The sequence below is a fragment of the Aestuariibaculum lutulentum genome (genome assembly GCF_032926325.1).
Classification (GTDB): domain Bacteria; phylum Bacteroidota; class Bacteroidia; order Flavobacteriales; family Flavobacteriaceae; genus Aestuariibaculum; species Aestuariibaculum lutulentum.
On sequence record NZ_CP136709.1, the window covers coordinates 3,611,218 to 3,630,597 of the forward strand.

Annotated in this window: 14 protein-coding genes; 6 read left to right on the forward strand and 8 right to left on the reverse strand. The window is 34.5% G+C overall.

The window, feature by feature from the left end; genetic code table 11:
• Positions 1-10: 10 nt before the first annotated feature.
• The 6 genes from moaCB (at position 11) to moaA (ending at position 8,397) form a co-directional block, all read left to right on the forward strand.
• Positions 11-922: a bifunctional molybdenum cofactor biosynthesis protein MoaC/MoaB gene (moaCB, locus tag R1X58_RS15330; RefSeq protein ID WP_240573244.1), complete on the forward strand. Its 912-nt coding sequence runs from the start codon at positions 11-13 to the stop codon at positions 920-922.
• 97 nt (positions 923-1,019) lie between these two features.
• Positions 1,020-2,084 (forward strand): helix-turn-helix domain-containing protein, encoded by a 1,065-nt coding sequence (locus R1X58_RS15335; RefSeq protein WP_240573245.1) that lies wholly within the window; start codon positions 1,020-1,022, stop codon positions 2,082-2,084.
• Between the two features lie 189 nt (positions 2,085-2,273).
• Positions 2,274-5,147 carry a TonB-dependent receptor gene (locus R1X58_RS15340; RefSeq protein WP_240573246.1) on the forward strand — a complete coding sequence of 958 codons (2,874 nt, stop codon included), beginning with the start codon at positions 2,274-2,276 and terminating at the stop codon, positions 5,145-5,147.
• A gap of 5 nt (positions 5,148-5,152) precedes the next feature.
• Positions 5,153-5,995 (forward strand): tyrosine-protein phosphatase, encoded by an 843-nt coding sequence (locus R1X58_RS15345; RefSeq protein WP_240573247.1) that lies wholly within the window; start codon positions 5,153-5,155, stop codon positions 5,993-5,995.
• 33 nt (positions 5,996-6,028) lie between these two features.
• Positions 6,029-7,117, forward strand: coding sequence for a tyrosine-protein phosphatase (locus R1X58_RS15350; RefSeq protein WP_240573248.1), 1,089 nt, complete (start codon positions 6,029-6,031; stop codon positions 7,115-7,117).
• Positions 7,118-7,386: 269 nt separating this feature from the next.
• On the forward strand, positions 7,387-8,397 hold the full coding sequence (gene moaA, locus R1X58_RS15355) for a GTP 3',8-cyclase MoaA (protein ID WP_240573249.1): 1,011 nt from the start codon (positions 7,387-7,389) through the stop codon (positions 8,395-8,397).
• A 105-nt stretch (positions 8,398-8,502) separates the two neighbouring features.
• On the opposite strand, the gene R1X58_RS15360 is transcribed toward moaA, so the two are convergent.
• The 8 genes from R1X58_RS15360 to R1X58_RS15395 form a co-directional block, all read right to left on the reverse strand.
• The gene (locus R1X58_RS15360) at positions 8,503-9,276 is read right to left on the reverse strand and encodes a glycosyltransferase family protein (RefSeq protein ID WP_240573250.1); all 774 of its coding nucleotides are present in this window, start codon (positions 9,274-9,276) and stop codon (positions 8,503-8,505) included.
• A gap of 460 nt (positions 9,277-9,736) precedes the next feature.
• Entirely contained in the window at positions 9,737-10,450 is a 714-nt protein-coding gene (locus tag R1X58_RS15365) for a LytR/AlgR family response regulator transcription factor (protein ID WP_240573251.1), read from the reverse strand.
• Positions 10,451-10,459: 9 nt separating this feature from the next.
• Entirely contained in the window at positions 10,460-10,777 is a 318-nt protein-coding gene (locus R1X58_RS15370) for an Hpt domain-containing protein (protein ID WP_240573252.1), read from the reverse strand.
• Complete coding sequence (locus tag R1X58_RS15375) at positions 10,764-12,698, reverse strand: PAS domain-containing sensor histidine kinase (RefSeq protein WP_240573253.1); 1,935 nt, start codon at positions 12,696-12,698, stop codon at positions 10,764-10,766. Before R1X58_RS15375 ends, R1X58_RS15370 begins: the two co-directional genes overlap by 14 nt.
• A gap of 147 nt (positions 12,699-12,845) precedes the next feature.
• The gene (locus R1X58_RS15380) at positions 12,846-13,259 is read right to left on the reverse strand and encodes a response regulator (RefSeq protein ID WP_240573254.1); all 414 of its coding nucleotides are present in this window, start codon (positions 13,257-13,259) and stop codon (positions 12,846-12,848) included.
• Positions 13,260-13,387: 128 nt separating this feature from the next.
• On the reverse strand, positions 13,388-14,827 hold the full coding sequence (locus R1X58_RS15385) for a rubredoxin (protein ID WP_240573255.1): 1,440 nt from the start codon (positions 14,825-14,827) through the stop codon (positions 13,388-13,390).
• Positions 14,828-14,832: 5 nt separating this feature from the next.
• Positions 14,833-18,354, reverse strand: a complete 3,522-nt coding sequence (locus tag R1X58_RS15390; protein WP_240573256.1) for a nitrate reductase — start codon at positions 18,352-18,354, stop codon at positions 14,833-14,835.
• Between the two features lie 358 nt (positions 18,355-18,712).
• On the reverse strand, positions 18,713-19,378 hold the full coding sequence (locus R1X58_RS15395; RefSeq protein ID WP_240573257.1) for a response regulator transcription factor: 666 nt from the start codon (positions 19,376-19,378) through the stop codon (positions 18,713-18,715).
• Positions 19,379-19,380: the final 2 nt, after the last annotated feature.

The window sequence follows — 19,380 nt, forward strand, 5'->3', positions numbered from 1 at the left end:
TCAACATACCATGGTCGACATCACACATAAAAACACCACACTACGTATTGCTTCAGCTCAAGCTATTGTAAAAGTAAGTAAACCTGAAACCATTGAAGCTATAAAAAATGATACGGTTCCAAAAGGAAACGTTTTAGCGATGAGCAAAGCCGCCGGATTACTTGGCGTAAAGCGTACACCAGACATATTACCAGATTGCCACCCATTACCTATTGAATACACAGGCGTGGAATACGAGATAAACGGATTAGAAATTACCGTGTTATTCACTGTAAAAACCATTTACAAAACCGGCGTTGAAGTTGAAGCCATGCATGGCGCCAGCGTGGTCGCTTTAAATATGTACGATATGCTGAAGCCAATTGATAAAGGCATCGAAATTCACGCGATTAAATTACTAAACAAAAAAGGTGGCAAATCGGATTTTAAAAACCGTTTCAGAACAGATATTAAAGCCGCTGTTATTGTGTGTTCCGACACCATTTCGGCCGGAGAAAAAGAAGACAGAGCAGGAAAAGCTATTATTGAAAAACTGGAAGCGAGTAATGTAAAAATTGAAGATTATATCGTGATTCCCGATGAACTGGACATCATTCAAAATAAAGCAAAAACTTATCAGGAAGCCGGAATTGATTTAGTGATTTACACAGGTGGTACAGGACTTTCAAATCGCGATGTAACTCCTGAAGCCTTAATCCCAATTTTAGACCGACGGATTCCTGGCATTGAAGAAGCTATACGCAATTATGGTCAGGAAAGAACGCCCTATTCTATGCTTTCCAGAAGCATTGCCGGAACAATAAAAAACACCTTAGTTCTAGCTTTACCTGGATCAACCAACGGTGCCAAAGAATCGATGGACGCTGTCTTCCCTTCGGTTTTACACATCTTCGGGGTATTAAGAGGTGCCAGGCACGATTAAACACAATTACATTTAACCTGAAGGTAAACTAAAATTAACTTCAGGTTAAATGCCTTTGGTTTCTTTAAAGGTAGTTTTACGGATTAAATTTTTCCTAATGAATTACCTAATTAGCATTATAGTTTTTCAGGCTATATTTTCATTTATCCTTTTAGCATCACAAAGAAACAAAGACACTTTCGAGAAACTCATCTCTCTTTTCATGTTTTTTATTTCGTTGCATTTATCAACAAAACTTACTTTTTTAGTATTTCTTAAAAACAACCCGGTATATTATAATGTCCCTACAAGTTTTAGTTTTGCCTACGGCCCTATACTCTATCTGGCGACAACATCTTTAAAAGAAAAAATAACTCTAAAATCTATTTTATTACATTTTAGTCCGTTTGTTGTTTCAACAATCAGTTTCATTGTTATTTTATTTCAAATCAGCTTCTATGATAACCACGGATTTTTAGACATATACGAAGTCTTTATACTTTCTGAAATTGCCTCTTTAGGGATTTATCCAATTTTAAGTCTAAAAAAACTAAATAGCTATAATGAAGCTATCAAAAAGGAACGTGTTAAGTTCTTAAAGATACTATCTTACATTTTTGTAGCACTGGTTTCCTTATTTTTCATCATTATAATTTTATCGCAATTCGGATTATACATCAACGCCAGATTAACCTATGTATTTTTCCTAGCAACCTCTATAACTGTTGTTCTTTTTAAAATTAAAACCTATCAAAACCCGGATTACGTTTCTGCTACAGCGATAACAAATGAAGCAGAAGAACAGAAATACTCGACTTCCAATTTAAGCGATTCTGATTTAAATAACTATAAAACCAAAATTGAATCTTATTTCAAATCTAACAAGCCTTATTTAGATCCTGAACTTACACTTCTGCAATTATCAAAACGATTAGACATTCCAAAACATCACGTTACTCAGGTATTAAATACAGGCTTCAATAAGAATTTCTACCAGTTTATTAATGAATATCGTGTGAATGCGGTGGTTCAAAAACTGTCAAATTCTAAACAAAACGAAAATATTATAGATATTGCTTTTAGTTGTGGGTTTAATTCAAAATCTACCTTCAATACCTACTTCAAAAAAGTAACCGGACAAACACCAAAATCGTTCAAACAAACCCTTTTTTTAGCGAGTTAACTTTTTGTTAATGAAGAACATTAAATTTCTTAACAAAACACAAATACCTATAAATCAATTAGTTATAGTAAAAATAAGTTCGAATTATTTAAGACGTACGTTTAAAACGTCCTTCTCAAGTACAACAAACCTTTTTCATTGGTATCGATATAATATTTGCATCAAAAATTAATCAAAACCAATTTTTAAATGAAAACAAAACAAACACTTTTAAACTATTTCGGACTACTATTAGTCTTTTGTTTAAGTGGACGTGCTATGGCACAAAATGCAGAAATTATAGGTTCTGTAAAAGATGAACTGGGAGCACTTCCTGGTGCAAACATTATTGTTAAAGGAACTACTAATGGTACCAACACAGATTTCGACGGGCATTTTAACATTACCAATGTAAACCCAGGAGAATTAACACTTGTTGTGTCATATATTGGATACAAAACTCAGGAAGTTGAAGTCGTTGCCAGAAAAAACGAACCTGTAAATATTGGAGACATTGCATTAAGCAGTGGAAATGAATTAGACCAGATTGTTATTCAGGGTAACAACTTACCAAATCAACAAAAAGCCTTAAACATCAAGAAAAACTCTATTGCTATTATGGAGGTTTTAGCTTCTGATGCTATTGGTAAATTACCAGACAGAAATGCCGCTGAAGCCGTACAACGTGTTTCTGGAGTTTCTATTGAACGTGACCACGGTGAAGGCCGTTACGTTATTGTGCGTGGTACACCAATCGCTTGGAACTCGACGTTAATGAATGGTGACCGTATGCCTTCAACCGAAGGAACATCAGATAATACCGGAGGAACACGCTCGGCGCCTTTAGATATTTTCCCTTCAGAAATGATTAAATATGTACAACTTTCTAAAGCGATTACCCCTGATATGGAAGGTGATGCGATTGGAGGTTCGGTTAACTTCATTACCAAAACAGCACCTTCTAAGAAAACCTTAAACGTTAACTTAGGTTACGGTTACAACAATCAGGCTCAAAAACCAATCCAGAGTGGATCTTTAGTTTATGGTGACCGCGTAGCAAACGGAAAAATAGGATTCTTAGTATCTGGAACCTACTGGAACAGGAACTGGGGTACAGATAACTACGAGTTAGTTTACGACCAGGATAACCAGGCGATTAACAACCTACAGTTACGCGATTATTTGGGCGCAAGAACCACAACAGGTTTAAACACAGGGTTAGAGTTTAAACCAAACGATAACAACACCTTATACTTAAGAAGTCTTTACACCAACTTCAAAGATGAAGAGTCTGCAGTAGAGCATATCTTTAACTTTGATGATAGCGATATGGATGTTCGTGTAAGACACGGTATTGTAGATATTAACATGCACGGTATCGAGTTTGGGGGTGACCATAAATTCAATAACGGAAAGTTCGATTTAGACTGGAAATTATCGACCTACTCAGCCGAAATGGGTAACAAAAAAGTAAAAGGTTCTGATGCCAATACCGATGCTTATTTAATGGCGACATTCTCTACTCCTGTTACTTATAACAACTTAACAAGCGACGGATACAAATTCTTAGATATAGATTCACCGGCTGGATACAACGGCGATCACTACGATAATATTCAACCGTATTTAGACGCTCCTGTTACAGCAGATCAACTACTACTAAACAACAAAATGGCTTATCCTGCCTTCAGTTTAGAAGACGATTACACCGCTAAATTAGATTTAACATACAACGCTAACGACAAATTAAGAATTAAAGTTGGTGGTAAGTTTAAAAGAATGGACTTAGAACGTGGTACTCCTTACACTTACAGCTTATATTTAGGAAATTACTACGGTGCTCCAATTGCGATGAGTGATTTTGAAACCAGAACATTCCCTTTAAAAGGTGGTTATTTATCGGAAATTGGAAGTCCGTACAACAACGTATTAGTTGAAAACACGATTCGCTTAGATCAAATCGATAATTTATTTACCGATGAATATGATGCGAACCCGTTATTCTACAACATCAAATTTGACGAAAACAACCCATCTTCAGCAGGTTCATTCTACTCAGGTTACGAGCAGGTCATGGCTGGTTATACTATGGCTGATTACGATTTAACAAGTAAGTTAAAAGTTATTGGAGGAGTTCGTTACGAACACACAAACTTAGAGTACAAAGGTCACTCTGTTGTAACCGATGCTGATGACAATACAACTATTGAAAAAGTAAAGAACAACAACGATTTTGGCTCTCTTTTACCAATGGTTCACTTAAAATATCAGGCTCAGGACAATTTAAACGTGAAGTTTGCCTATACCAGAACGATGGCGCGTGCTAACTTCTCTGAACTTAACCCTACAGAAACCATTAGTTTACTAACAACTCCAAACACTATTAGTCGTGGTAACATTAAATTAGAACCTACTTACTCGAATAACTTCGATTTAATTGGAGAATACTTCTTTGAAAATGTAGGGATTTTAAGTGGAGGTGCTTTCTATAAAGCCTTAGAAAATGTAATCTATACAGGAAGAAGTTTCCAGACTATCGATGGCAATTTATTTCAGGTTACACAACCACAAAACTCTGAAACAGGATGGTTAGCAGGTTTCGAATTAGGATTGTCTAAACGATTAACCTTCTTACCAGGTGTCTTAGGAGGATTAGGTGTTGAAGCGAATTATACGTTTGCTGATTCTGAAATGGAAGTACCAATGTATACAACCAATGCGTCTACAGGAGAAGTTGAAGTTTCAACAACGACAGAGAAAATTCCATCTCAGTCGAAACATATCTTTAATGCCTCGTTATTTTACGAAAAAGGACCTTTATCGTTCCGTTTAGCTGGAAACTATAAAGATGCATCTTTAGCTATGGTTCAAGGAAACCCAGAAAACTACCGCTGGTACGGTAAAAACCTAACTGTTGATTTTACAGCATCGGCAAACCTGACTAAAAACATGAAAGTTTACGTAGAGCTTAACAACTTAACAAACGAACCATTAAGATACTACCAAGGCGTTTCAGAAAGACCAGAGCAAACTGAGTACTACTCTATAAGAGGTTTATTCGGAATCAACTATCAAATATTTTAGTACTTATGTTAAGACAAACAATATTCAATCTATTAATTTCAGCAAGTTGTGCGGTTAGTTTAACCGCACAAACTTCAGAAAACAATAAATCCTACGAAACTCACGTAAATTTAGAAGGTGAAGACAACTTTAGAGATATGGGAGGTTTTATTGGAGCCGACGGAAAACGGGTATTATACCGAAAACTATTTCGTTCAGGAGAACTTTCAGCTTTAACCGATGCCGATCAGGAAACCATTAAACAATTAGGTTTAGAGCAAGTCATTGACTTGAGAACAGCCCATGAAGTTGAAGAAAAACCAGATCGCATTTCTTCCGACATTAAAATGTACTTCTATCCTCTAATGGCAAATGACCCATCTGGAAAAACAGTTAATGCAGAATCTTTTATCGCCGATGTGCTTTCCGGAAAATACAGTGCAAAAGAAAAAATGCTTGAATTTTATGGTACAATAGACACCCAAAAGAAAAAAGGTTTTGAAACTGTATTTAACTTATTAGAGACAGGCAAAACTACACTATGGCATTGCCAGGCAGGTCAAGACAGAGCTGGCATGACAGCCGCTTTAGTTTTATGGTCGTTAGGAGTAAATAGAGCCGACATCGTTAAAGATTATTTAGCAACTAAAACCTATCTTGCAAAATCTTACGAACAATATCACAATTATATTTCAACCAAATATGGTAAAGAAGCTTTAGAAAAACTAAAGAAAAACTTTGGTCCAAGTGAAGCTTTCATAAATGCCTTTTTAGATAACATAGAAAAGGAATATGGAAATGTTGATACTTTTCTTGAAACCATTCATGTCGACGTCAATAAAATGAGAACTAATTATTTAGAGTCATAAAACTCTATTTTCAAAAAATAAGTATCAAATCAAATGATAAATAAAAAACATATAAAAGGCCTGCTTAGTGTTGCCAGTATAGCCGTATTTGCGGCTTGTGCAGAGTATACAAAACCAGAACGACCAGAATACACTTTAAACGAAGTTATTTATGTCGATAAATTACCTGAAAAAGATTACCAATTAACTCTAAGAAGCAAAGGTAACTGGAATGTATATTCGGGTAACAGTTTTGAAACTATAAACTGGAAAGCTCCTGTAACACTTTCTAACGAAAACAAAATCATAACTATTAAAAACAGCACTCCTAACCAACGTTTAGCTTTTGCTGCAGTTAACGGCAAAGATACTTTACACTTAACCGAACGTGAAATCGATTTAGAAAACAGTGTAAACTTTAGAGATTTAGGAGGTATTCCAACCCAAGATGGCAAACACACAAAATGGGGCTTAATTTATCGTTCTGGCGAATTATCAGATCTTACAAACGAAGATTTAGCCTACATGAGCACTATCGATATTAAATCCATTTTGGATTTTAGAACCAACGAAGAAATCGAAGAAAAACCAGACATGTATCCTAATGGTGTGCAATGGTTTCATGTGCCTGTTGGAAATATGGGAAATGGCAATATGAAAGAAATGTTTGGAAAACTGAGAGAGGCCAATCCTGAAACGTTTGACGGCGGTAAACTTATGGAAGACATTTCAGAAGATTTATTAAAAAGTAAAGACGCCTTTAAAACCCTTTTCAGTGATTTACTAAATAACGACAGAACACCGTTATTATTCCACTGTACCGCAGGTAAAGACCGAACAGGACATGCCTCAGCTTTAATTTTAACGGCTTTAGGTGTTGATGAAGAAACCATTTATAATGAGTACACGTTATCAAACTACTTTAGATATGATAACAACGAAGAAACCATTAAAAAGGCTGCAAAATTCTACGGTATCGACCAGAGAATTTTAAGACCAATGATGAGCGTTAGACGTTCATATTTACAAACAGGTATGGATATCTTAAAAGCCGAATATGGCTCTGTACAAAACTATCTTGAAACCGAAATAGGACTGGATTCTACCGCCATTTCTAAATTGAGAAATAAGTTCTTAGAATAAAACTAACTATAGGTTGAATCGGGATTTGAAAAGATTGAATCTCCGCAACCGAAAGCAATTTGAGTTAGTCATTTTCATTTTGTTAAAAAGCCACAATTTTTATTGTGGCTTTTGTTGTTTTTAAGTGTAAAACAATAAATTCAGCTTAAATCAAATATTTCCTTTTAATTACTGCATCCTTTATAAATTCTATTATATATTTGATATGCATTGACTATTGAAAGGCTTATTCGTAACTTTATTAAAAGCCAATTTGCAGGAGATTTAAAATGAGTTCAACACCTAAAAACATATTACAGGACAATTTTGGTAGAGACCACGCCTATTTACGTATTTCACTAATAGAGCGCTGTAATTTACGTTGTTCGTATTGTATGCCGGAAGAAGGTGTGCCTCTGTCTCCTAAAAGCCATTTAATGACTTACGAGGAAATCTACGAGATTGCTAAAACCTTTGTAAAGCATGGAGTCTCTAAAATCAGACTGACAGGTGGAGAACCTTTGGTTAGAAAAGATTTCCCAGTAGTATTAGAAAAACTGGCGTCGTTACCTGTAGAACTTTCCATAACATCTAATGCTGTTATTATTGATAAGTTTATTGAAGTTTTAAAGACTAATAATGTAAAAAGTTTAAATATTAGTTTAGACTCTTTAAATCGAGATAAATTCAAAGAAATTACACGTCGAGATAACTTTGAAAAAGTCTACAATAATATTTTACTTTTGGTTAAAGAAGGTTTTAAAGTTAAACTGAATGTCGTTTTAATGAAAGACTTTAACGACAATGAAGTTATCGATTTTATTAATTTCACGAAGACCTTACCTATTACTGTTCGGTTTATAGAATTTATGCCTTTTGATGGTAATAAATGGGATATGAGTAAAATGGTATCTTACAGCGATATTATGAATATTGTTTATGATTCTTTTGATGAAACTCAAGTAGAACGTTTAAAGGACGCTCCTAACGATACCTCTAAAAACTATAGAATAAAAGGATATACTGGTAGTTTTGCCATTATTAGTTCGGTTACCAATCCGTTTTGTGATTCTTGCAACCGACTGCGTTTAACAGCTAACGGACAATTAAAAAATTGTTTGTTTTCGGCTACTGAATCTGATATTTTAGGAAACCTTCGAGCCGGAAACTCCATAGAGCCAATTATTGAGAAAGCTGTAAAAGCAAAATTTAAAGTGCGTGGCGGTATGAATACTTTAGAAAAACTCCAGGAACCAGAACGCCACAATAAAAACCGAAGTATGATAACTATTGGCGGGTAGTACAGATTTCTTTAAAAAGAAACAAGGAAGCCAAAAATGACTTCCTCGAAAAAGGGTTAAAATTTGGTACCTAAACCAAATGTTGAGAGAGTAACCCCCAATACACTAACTTGTTTCCATGATGAATTTCTTCACCTTTTTCTGGTATAAATATGCCTTCTTTTCTACTAATTCATGAAACATATTTACACAAACATCAACCACTTTATTAATCCAAATCGATTCTTCTGTTTTCCCACTCAATTCTTCTGTTACATCGTACTCAATAATATCCCCGAAGTTGGTAATTTGGTTTAGTTTAGTTAGTTGAGAGACTTTAAGCTCTTCGGGGATATTAATATTTTGAGATACAAAAATTATATTTTTAACACTGTACTTTTCGTTTAATAATTTCTCATGAGATTGTTTTGTGACCACCACCCTATCAGCAAGTTGCATGAATCTATTTAATTGTCTAACCAAAAACTTTGTGATAGATTTAAATGTATCTTCATTATAAATCTCGTGCCAAACCACAACATTTGGTATTTTCTTTAGCTTACATACAAAGGGTAATAACATTCCTAAAGCATTAGCTATTTTATTGTCTCCAAACATAGACTTCTTAAAATCGAACAATACAGCGTCTGGTTTAGTTTCTTTTATTGCCCTGTTTATTGAAAAAACATTAGTCAAACTATTTAAAAACCAACACTCCTTCACCTGTATTTTACATCCCGATTCCGTAAAAAACAACCCTTCCTTTCCAAATCGTTTATTGGTTAATAATACAATTTCCGAAATCAATTCGTTTTGCCTGAAACGTTTAATTAAATGATAAGCATAATTACCTAAAGCATCCTTGCCTATCGGGTAATTTGTTATTATTGCTATTCTCATTAAACTTCTGGATTTTGTATATAACAAATGTGTCTTTTTATTACTTAAAAACGAGGATATCTTAGCCGGAATTCCTGTTACTATAGACGAATGGTAATTTTGTTTAGTTGAATAAAAATCTATAAGTGTAGAATAGACATATATATTTAAAATACCCCCCTAAATTAAAAAAGGCAAAAACGAAAGTTTCTGCCTTTTCAAATAGAAGTTTTGCTATTAATCATTCAAACATAAACGTTCCTCTATTTTATTGTCGTATGGCCTACCAAACCATACGCTAACACATTATTCGGTAAATAACACAACTTAAAAAAATATGAAAAGTTAAAACACTTAAAAATAACCCTAACATTGTTATTTACCTGTAGCAAATATAAATACGAATAGAAGGATATCTGCACCTTTTTCGCCGAATGCCATTAAAAGTGTAGATGAATGGAAGTAATCGAATGTTAAGTAGTTATAGCAGATTTAGCCTATTCATCAACTCAGGACGGTTTGAACGACTTACTGGTACCACGTCTTTCTTTATAAGCACACTATTATCCTCAATATCAACAATTTCATCAACATTAATAATATACGAACGGTGCACTTTTAAAAATAAATCGGTCGGTAATTTTTCTTCAATCTTTTTTAAGGTTGAATGTACCGTATAGTTTTTGGTTTGGGTCTTTATATTTATATAATCCCCTTTAGCTTCAATAAGGTAAATACTGGGAATGTCAATCTTTATTAAGCGTCTGTCAATATTCACATAAAGATCGTTATCGGAAGCTGTTTGCTCTTTGGATTCTGATTCTACCGCAGCATCCTGTTTTAATTCTGTTTTTTTTGCCTTTAAAACAGCTTTTTCAAAACGTACAGGTAATACCGGTTTTACAAGATAATCAACTATACAATCGTATTCAAAGGCATCAATGGCAAACTTAGAATCCGATGTGGTTAAAATAATTTTAGGTGGATTTTTCAATGTTTGAATAAAATCGAACCCTGTAAAATCGGGCATGTGGATATCAAGAAAAATCAAATCAACCTTATTTTGGTTTAAATATTTCATAGCCTGAATTGCATTCGGAAACTCTTCCAGAACAGTTAAATCTTCTGTTTTAGAACACAATTGGCTAATTATAGCTCTTGCTGTTTCTTCATCATCAATAATAATACAATTCATAAAACTCGATTATAATGTTTTAAGGTAATTGGTTAGGTTCATTAAAATAGCTTCAAACTCAGTATGCAAATTCGCATTACCTTCTCTCAAATTATCCTCGAATGCAACCGCTGTGTGATAATTTTTTTCGAGGCCCAAAATAAGGATTTTATGTTTAAGTTTATGGACATTATCTGCTGCTTTCTGGTATTCTTCCGACTTTAAATTATATTGAAACGTTGCTATTTCTTCAGGCAATTCTCGTTTAATGATATTTATAATCTTGTGTTCGAAAGCCTTATCGCCTCCAGACATACTTTGAATGTATGACATATTAGGCTGTTCCATTAGTTCCTTTTTTTAATGTAAAGAAAAATGTAGTGCCTTTATTAGGCTTACTTTCTAACCAAATTTTACCATGGTGCAGTTCAACAATTTTTTGTACAATAGACAATCCAATACCCGTTGAATCATGACTCTTTTTTAAAGCGTGAAAAACCTTAAAAATTTTCTCATGAAACTTTTTATCGATACCCATTCCGTTATCCTGAACTGAAAATTGATAGGCCTCGTCTAACTCTTCAAAAGAAATATAAATAAACCCTTTTTCTTTATCTATAAACTTAATAGCGTTGCTTATTAAATTCTGAAATAACTGCTGTATTTTAGTTTTATGTCCGAAAACTACAGGTAGAGGCTTTAAAATATAAACTGTTATGTGTTCTGGAATGAATAGTATCTCAATTAAATCCTGAACAACTTCCTGAACATTAACGGGCTCTTTTTCGTTTTCATAAAACCCGACACTTGAATAGGCAAGCACATCGGATATTAATTGCTCCATGCGCTCTAAAGTAGTTTCTATTAAACCTAAATTCTGAACGGTGGGCGCATCTAATTTCCCTTTGTTATCATCTTTAATCCAACTCACCAAAGCATTTATACTACGCAAAGGCGACTTTAAATCGTGAGATACAATATGTGCATATTCCTGTAATTCGTTATTACTTCGCTCTAAAGCCCCCAGAAGATCTACCTTTTCGCGCTCTAAACTTTTTACATGGGTTATATCTAAATGAATACCGATAGTTCCTATCATGTTGCCGTTACTATCAAAATTTGGCGCAACACTAACTAACCAATCGCGTTCTTCACCACGTTTGGTAATCATTTTTATTTCATAGGAATCGGTTAAACCCTGATCTCGATTTCCGCGTTTTTCTTCAAAGAATTCCTGATCAAATCTAAATAAGTTTTTAGCATCTGAACCTATAAGTTCTTCGGCCGAATACCCTGACATTCGCAAGAAGTTTTCGTTGGCAACAATAATATGATCTTTTAAATCGACTTCTACCAAACCCAGATTCATTTTTGTAATGACGTTTCTGTACTTTAAACGTTCCTGATCCAGAGTTTCTCTGTACTGACGCCTTACCGTAAAATCTTTATACGTCCATAAATGCCCCTTCAGCTCACCATTTCTGAAAACCGGAACATAATCGCGTTCAAAAACACGACCATCAACCATCTCAAGTTCTTCTCCAGTAACTACTTCTCTATTATAAATTATAGTATTGATTCTATTTACAAAAGCTTCAGGTTCTTTAAACAAATACTTTGCCTCTTCGGCAGCGTTTCTGCAATCTACACCAACAAGTTCTTCTGGTTGTAATGGAATTTTAAAAAATTCACAGAACTTATTATTGGTAACGATAATGCTTCTGTTTTCATCTTCTAATAAAATACCTTTGTCAAGATTTAGTATTACCGTTGCCAGTCGGTCTTCAGATTCCCTTAGTTTTTCTTCTGCTTCCTTGCTTTTTGTAATTTCTCTAATAATACCTTGTGCTGCTACAGGGCTACCATTTTCATAAAGTATATTGCCATTAATCTGAACAATTTTATATTGCTGTAACGGGGTTTTAATCTTTAATTCGAAATTAGTAATTATCCCCTCATTTAAAAGCTGTTTAAATGAAGTTTTAACCTTTTCAAGATCTTCCTGATTAACCATAGACATCAGGTTATAACCAATTCCGTCTCCATTAAAGTCTAGTATATTTCGGGCGCTTTCATTCATTTTAAGAATGTTTCCCGATAAGTCCATTATAAGGTAAGCATCGATAATACTTTCACACCCAACCCTCAGGCCATTTTCAGTATTATCTAATCGTTTTTTAACTTCAGACAATTCGGTTTCTGCAGAAATACGCGCAGCCTTTTCTTCAGCTAATTGCTGTTTTAATATGTCAATCTCATCTTGACGCATTAATATTGGTATTAAAAATTAGGGTATGAGGTTTTATTTCTATTAGTAAAGTAACGATTATTGCACGAGAATTGAAAGATAAAACGTAAGATTTACTTTATAAATTTATACAGAATAACAATAAGGTCTATAAATGAAGAATTTACCTTAAACCCTGATAAGCTCATTCATGCTCCAGTATTTCAATAAGCTTTCAATTTTTAAAACATACTCGTCGTACTTTAACGGCTTTAAAACATATCCTGCGATGCCAATTTTATAGCATTCTAACAAATCTTTTTGATTACTTGACGTGGTTAGAACAATAGTAGGAACATACCTTAAAACATCATTATTTTTAAGAATAGTTAAAAACTCAATACCGTTTATTTTCGGCATATTTAAGTCTAACAAAATAATGTCTGGAAGATTATTTTTTTGTTCTAAAAAAATAAGCGCATCTTCTCCGTTATGCGCTTCTATAATATTATGATTTAGATTTAAAGACGAAATTGCCCTATTCAATTTCATCACCTCGATGGCATCGTCTTCAATAAGTAATATGTTTAACACGTTGTTCATGAATAAATCCAATCAAAATGAACCTCAAATGTATAAGTAATTCGCACAAATAGCATTTGATTTCGTTAATTTCAATTTTAGTGTAGACGAATAGCTGAAAAGTGTCGGTGGATGGATTTTAAATTTTATTATTTCACAAATACCTTTTTTTCAAAACTGCTTTTAGGTGCTTCGCAAATGGAACATTCATACATTTCCGGTAAATTTTCAAAAGGTGTATTAGGAACAATATCCTGTGTAAGGTCTCCGTAAGCTGCATTATATATGGTTAAACAATCTTTACACTGATATACTTCCTCTTCACTAATGTCTTTAATGACATTAGTTTCTACTTCCTCTTCACGCTCCATTCCCAGTTGTTCAAAATATAATTTACTTAATTCCATAAGTAAGCCGGGAAGTTCAACCTTATCGACATCCTGAACATGCATGATGTATTCTCGTGTATTCGGATCGAAATTCTTGGCATACAATAAATTATAGGTATCTCTAATTATAAAATCACCTAAATTCTCTGGTTGCTTGTTTTTTTCAATAACAATTGATGTAAAATGATAGGTTTTACTCTCGTAATTAGAGATGCCAAAAGTTAGTCCATAGGTACTGATATCATTCTGATCGAAATTGGTAACCAGATACTTTTTAAGATTTAAAGCAGCTGCATCAAAAACCGGCAAATGCCAGTTTAATTCGAGCATAGAGTGACGTACATTAATACCATAACTTCCTAAAAAGCGTTCCCATTGTAATTTAAATTTCATTGGAATACCTTTTACAATAAAGGATTTCCACGGCGTAATTGAAATTTTACCAATTTTATTTTCGGCACATAAATCGCACATCGCCTTTAAAAACCTGATGTCGTAGCGGTTATTCCTCCAGTACAATCCTAACCAGTATTTATCACCAAAACGATTCATCCCTTCATAATATGGAAACGGATAAAAAGGCACTTCCAAAGGTCTGTCTACTGTTCTGTTATTGGTATCTACAGCATCACTAACCAGCTCAAAAAGGGTTTCTACATTTTCAGGTTCTTCAATTAAGACTTTTTCAATAGCGTGTTCTATTTTATCCATATCCCAACTATAAATCAAAGCCGGATACATCACTGTTTTTTTCCATTCTGGAAGTCTTACATACAAATACCAGTAATCTTCGTGCTCTGAGGCGATAAAGTTTACATTTCCAGTGAATAACGGCACCAGACGCTGCTTTGGGTCTGTAATATTGACGCGAAGTTTTAATTTATGCTTAAACTGCTCTAAAACATATAAATACCTATCACTTGTTAACCAGGAAGTACTTGGCAAAATATCAGCAGAAACATATGACGATACAATATTTTCCATACCATCACGCTTGGGTTTAATAAACTTTATTTTATCAAACTGACTAAACTTAGATTCATCTATTTCCTCCGGAAAAATAATATCCTGACGTGAACCAAACGAAATAGCATCTAAACCCAAACCTTCTGCGGCTTCACAAATATATTTTAACTCGCCCGGAGAAAGTACACCTCCGTTGATTCTTAATCTGTATGATTCTTTTGTCTTGATTTTCATAGTTCTTATGCTAAAACCTTCGTTCCATTTAATAGTTCTCTAACCTCAGTTTTACAACTTCCGCAACCTAAACCAGCTCCCGTTTTATTACAAAGTTCGGTAAAGTCTGTACACCCTTTACTAATAGCTTCTTCAATATTTCCGGCGCCTACCTGACTGCATGAACACACCAGTTTACCTAGAACAGGCACATCGTTTGAAGCACCTCGAAGCAAAGTATCCCGTTTATCGGCCATTTCAATTTTACTCTCTATCATGGTTTTAAACTCAGCAAACTCATTTTTATCGCCCATTAAAACCGCGCCAATTAATAAATCGTCTTTAACAATGCATTTTTTATAGTACCGCTTCGAAATATCTGTAAATATGACTTCCTCATAAGAATCATCATTCTCAGGAACTTTAATCTCACCAATACTACATAAATTCAAATCGTTGAATTTTAAAATATTCATTAAAACCGAACCATTGTAGGCACAACTAATATCTCCTGCTATGTAGTTTGAAAGAATATTGGCTTGTTCTTCTGCCGCCGATGTAATTCCGAATAACTGATTGTTATATTCTGCAATTTCCCCAATAGCAAAAATATCTGGATGCGACGATTGTAAATGCTGATTCACCTTAACACCTCGTCCACAAACAATGCCATTTTCGCGAGCAATTTCAACATTTGGAATCGTTCCAATAGCATAAACAATGGCATTAGCAGTAATAAACTTACCACTTTTTAAAGTGATATTTAATTCGCCGGTATCCTCATCATCAAACACCGTGCTCACCTCATTATCAAAATAAATCTGAATACCTCGTTCCTGAACATCTAACGATAGTAACTTACTGGAAATCGCATCTAACTGACGTTCCATTAACCTTGAAGCACGTTGAATAATAGTGACTTTCACTTTTTTATGCTTCATGGCAGCTGCCAGCTCCAACCCTAACAATCCACCCCCAACAATCACAATATGCTGTTCCTCAGGTGGCAATCCAGTGGCGTCTAAATAAGCTTTAAAACTATCGGCATCACTTTTATTTCGCATGGTAAATCGGCCGGGAAGATTAATTTGAACATCCTTTGGAATAAATGCCCGACTTCCTGTGGCTAATATCAATTTATCAAACGTGTGTTGTACACCGTGACTATCGGTCACAATTTTATTTTCGGAATCTATTTTATCAATTAAAGTTTCTGGGTGGATTTTAATTTCCAGTTTGTTTAATTCGGTTTTTTTTATTTTCAAAAGTTGTTCCCAGGTCAACTCTTCAGTGATATACTCAGGAAGAAGTACGCGATTATAAAACAAATTCGGTTCTTTTGAAAACACATGAATTTCATCTTCTTGGTTATTTTCTCTATAATTTTGAACAAATCTGAATGCCGCTGCTCCTGCGCCTACGATAATTATTTTCTCTACCGGTTTTTTATATTTTGAAACTGATACACGTGTAAATTTAAAATCAGGCTCCTTCGATTGCGGATCGATATGGGTGTTGGTTAAATTATTAGCCCTATTCAGGTCACTCTGCAATTGTTTTCCCCAGTGCATTGGTAAAAACACCACTCCCTTTCCTATATTTTCAGTAACCTTAGCTCTAACACGTACGGTTCCGTTTTCACTTTTTATTTCGGTAATATCGCCATCTTTAATTTTAGATAAATAAGCATCTACCGGATTAATTTCTAATACAGGTGTTGGATAATGCGTTTTTAAACGCGCCACCTTACCCGTTTTGGTCATGGTATGCCATTGATCTCGCACACGCCCTGTTGTTAAAATTAACGGATACTCATCATTGGGTTGAAGCGATGTATTTATAATACCTGCCGGCACATTAAATATTGCTTTTTGCGATGGTGTATAGAATTTTTTATCCTGAAATAACCTTGGCGTTCCTGGATGTCTGTATTCTGAAACAGGCCATTGAAAGGTTCCTTCATTTTTTAATCGGTCGTAATTTAAAAAGGATACATCTATATTAGTACCTTTTGTCATTGCAGCGTACTCATCGTAAATCTCCTCGGCACTATTATAGTTAAACCCTCTGAAACCCATGCGCTGTGCAAAATCACAAAAGATTTCAACATCGGGTCTGGCTTCACCAGGCGCATTAATTTCCTTTGGTAAATACGAAATTCGACGCTCTGAATTGGTCATCGTTCCTTCTTTTTCTAACCATGCAGCAGCCGGCAATACCAAATCGGCGTAAGCTACAGTATCCGATTTATGAGAAATATCCTGAACAACAACGAATTTGGCGTTCTTCATGGCCTTTTCAATACGATGTGTATTGGGTAAACTCACTAACGGGTTGGTACAGGCAATCCAAATGGCTTTTAATTTTCCAGATTCTAAAGCATCAAACATCTGTGTAGCGGTTAATCCCGGGTTTGGTGAAATCTTTTCAACTCCCCAGAATTGCGCCACTTCCCGGCGATGTTCTTCGTTCATTAAATCTTTATGAACCGCCAATAAGTTAGCCATACCACCAACCTCACGACCACCCATAGCATTGGGCTGACCTGTAAGTGAAAATGGTCCGGAGCCAGGTTTCCCAACCTGCCCAGTAATCAAAGACAGATTTAATAAAGCGAGATTTTTATCGGTCCCCACAACACTTTGGTTTAACCCCATGGCCCACATGCTAATAAAGCCTTTAGACAAACCAATAACGTCGGCCGCTTTTCTAATATCCTTTTCGGGAACACCACATAATCTTGAAGCTTCTTTAACCGTAGTTTCACCAAGCTGTTCTTTATATTTATCGAAACCTTCGGTATAATTATTTATGAATTCTTCATTTATTAATCCACGTTCGAAAATGCTTCTTGCAATGGCATTATATAAAATGATATCGGTTCCAGGAATCAATTGCAGATGAATATCGGCAAAATTAGCCGTATCGGTTTTACGCGGATCTACCACAATAATTTTCACATCCGGATTTTCCTCTTTATGTTTTTCCAGGCGGCGGAATAATATAGGATGACACCATGCTGGGTTAGCTCCTGTAATTAAAAAGCAATCAGCCAATTCAATATCTGCATACGAAATTGGAACACTATCCTCTCCAAAAGTTTTCTTATAGCCTACCACCGCTGAACTCATACAAAGTCTGGAGTTGGTATCGATATTATTGGTTCCTAAAAATCCTTTGGTTAATTTATTGGCAATATAATATTCTTCGGTTAAGCTTTGTCCTGAAACATAAAAACCAACACTATCCGGACCGTGTTTCTTTATTATAGATTTAAAAACACTCGCAGCGCGATCTAAGGCATCATCCCAGCTTACACGCTCACGAGGATGTGAACGGCTCCAACGCATTTCTGGATATAAAATTCGGTCTGAAGTGTCGTTTGCAACATAATGCAGGTTCATTCCTTTTGAACACAGCATACCTTTATTTACCGGATGGTCTTTATCGCCTTCTACAATGACTTTATTATTACTGTCCTTTTTAACGATAATACCACATCCTACGCCGCAATACGAGCACGTTGTTTTTACTTCATTTTTTAACATAAACCACTGCGTTTTACACTAATTTAAAACATTTTAGTAACACAAAGTCAGGATACAATCATTATTAGTAATACGATAAAAAGAACCCTTTTCTTTTTTCAATTTACTAATTCAAGCAACTCTAACTTGCATTTCTAAAAGATGATGCTTTATTGAATTTTCAAAATTGAAAAGAGAAAACAACATCCTTATACTTACAAAATTAAGTATAAATACTTAATTTTAAAAATTAAAAATACGTATAAAACAATAAATACAGTTTCGTTAAAGAATAAAATAACTTTTTAGGAATATGTTAAAAATTGAATAGAATTAAATACCAATACGAAACAATTAACAAATTTAAGATGAATAACAGTTAAACTAAATCGTACTCTTTAGCTTTATTACTTAACTCCATTAGATTTTTAACCTCTAATTTTTTCATTAAGTTAAAACGATGAACTTCTGCAGTACGCTTACTAATTTCAAGTTCTTCAGCAATATCCTTATTGTTTTTCAACTGTAAAACAAGTTCAAGAATCTGACGTTCGCGTTTCGTTAAATTAAATGGATCGTTAATTTTTTTCTTAATTTTTGGAGTTTCCTTAACCGCATTACCGCTTACAAAATTATTCATGATAATAGCTGAAACATCTCCGGTAAAATACTTACCACCACCAGCAATACTATTTAAAGCTTTTAAAAACTCTTCCTTACTGGCTCCTTTTAACAGATAGCCATCGGCACCTGCCTGAATAGCTTTTACCACATATTCTTCAGAATCGTGCATTGATAACACCAGTGTTTTAACATCGATTTGCTGCTCTTTTATTTTTTGAACAACCTCAATACCATTCATTTCTGGCATGCGGATATCGACAATTAACAAATGTGGATTTTGCTTTTTAATTACTTCAAGAGCCTCAAGCCCATTTGAAGCTTCATCAATGACCTTAATACCATCCTGATCTTCTAAAAGCGCCTTAATTCCATCTCTTACTAAAACATGGTCATCGGCTAAAACTACATTTATAACACTCATAA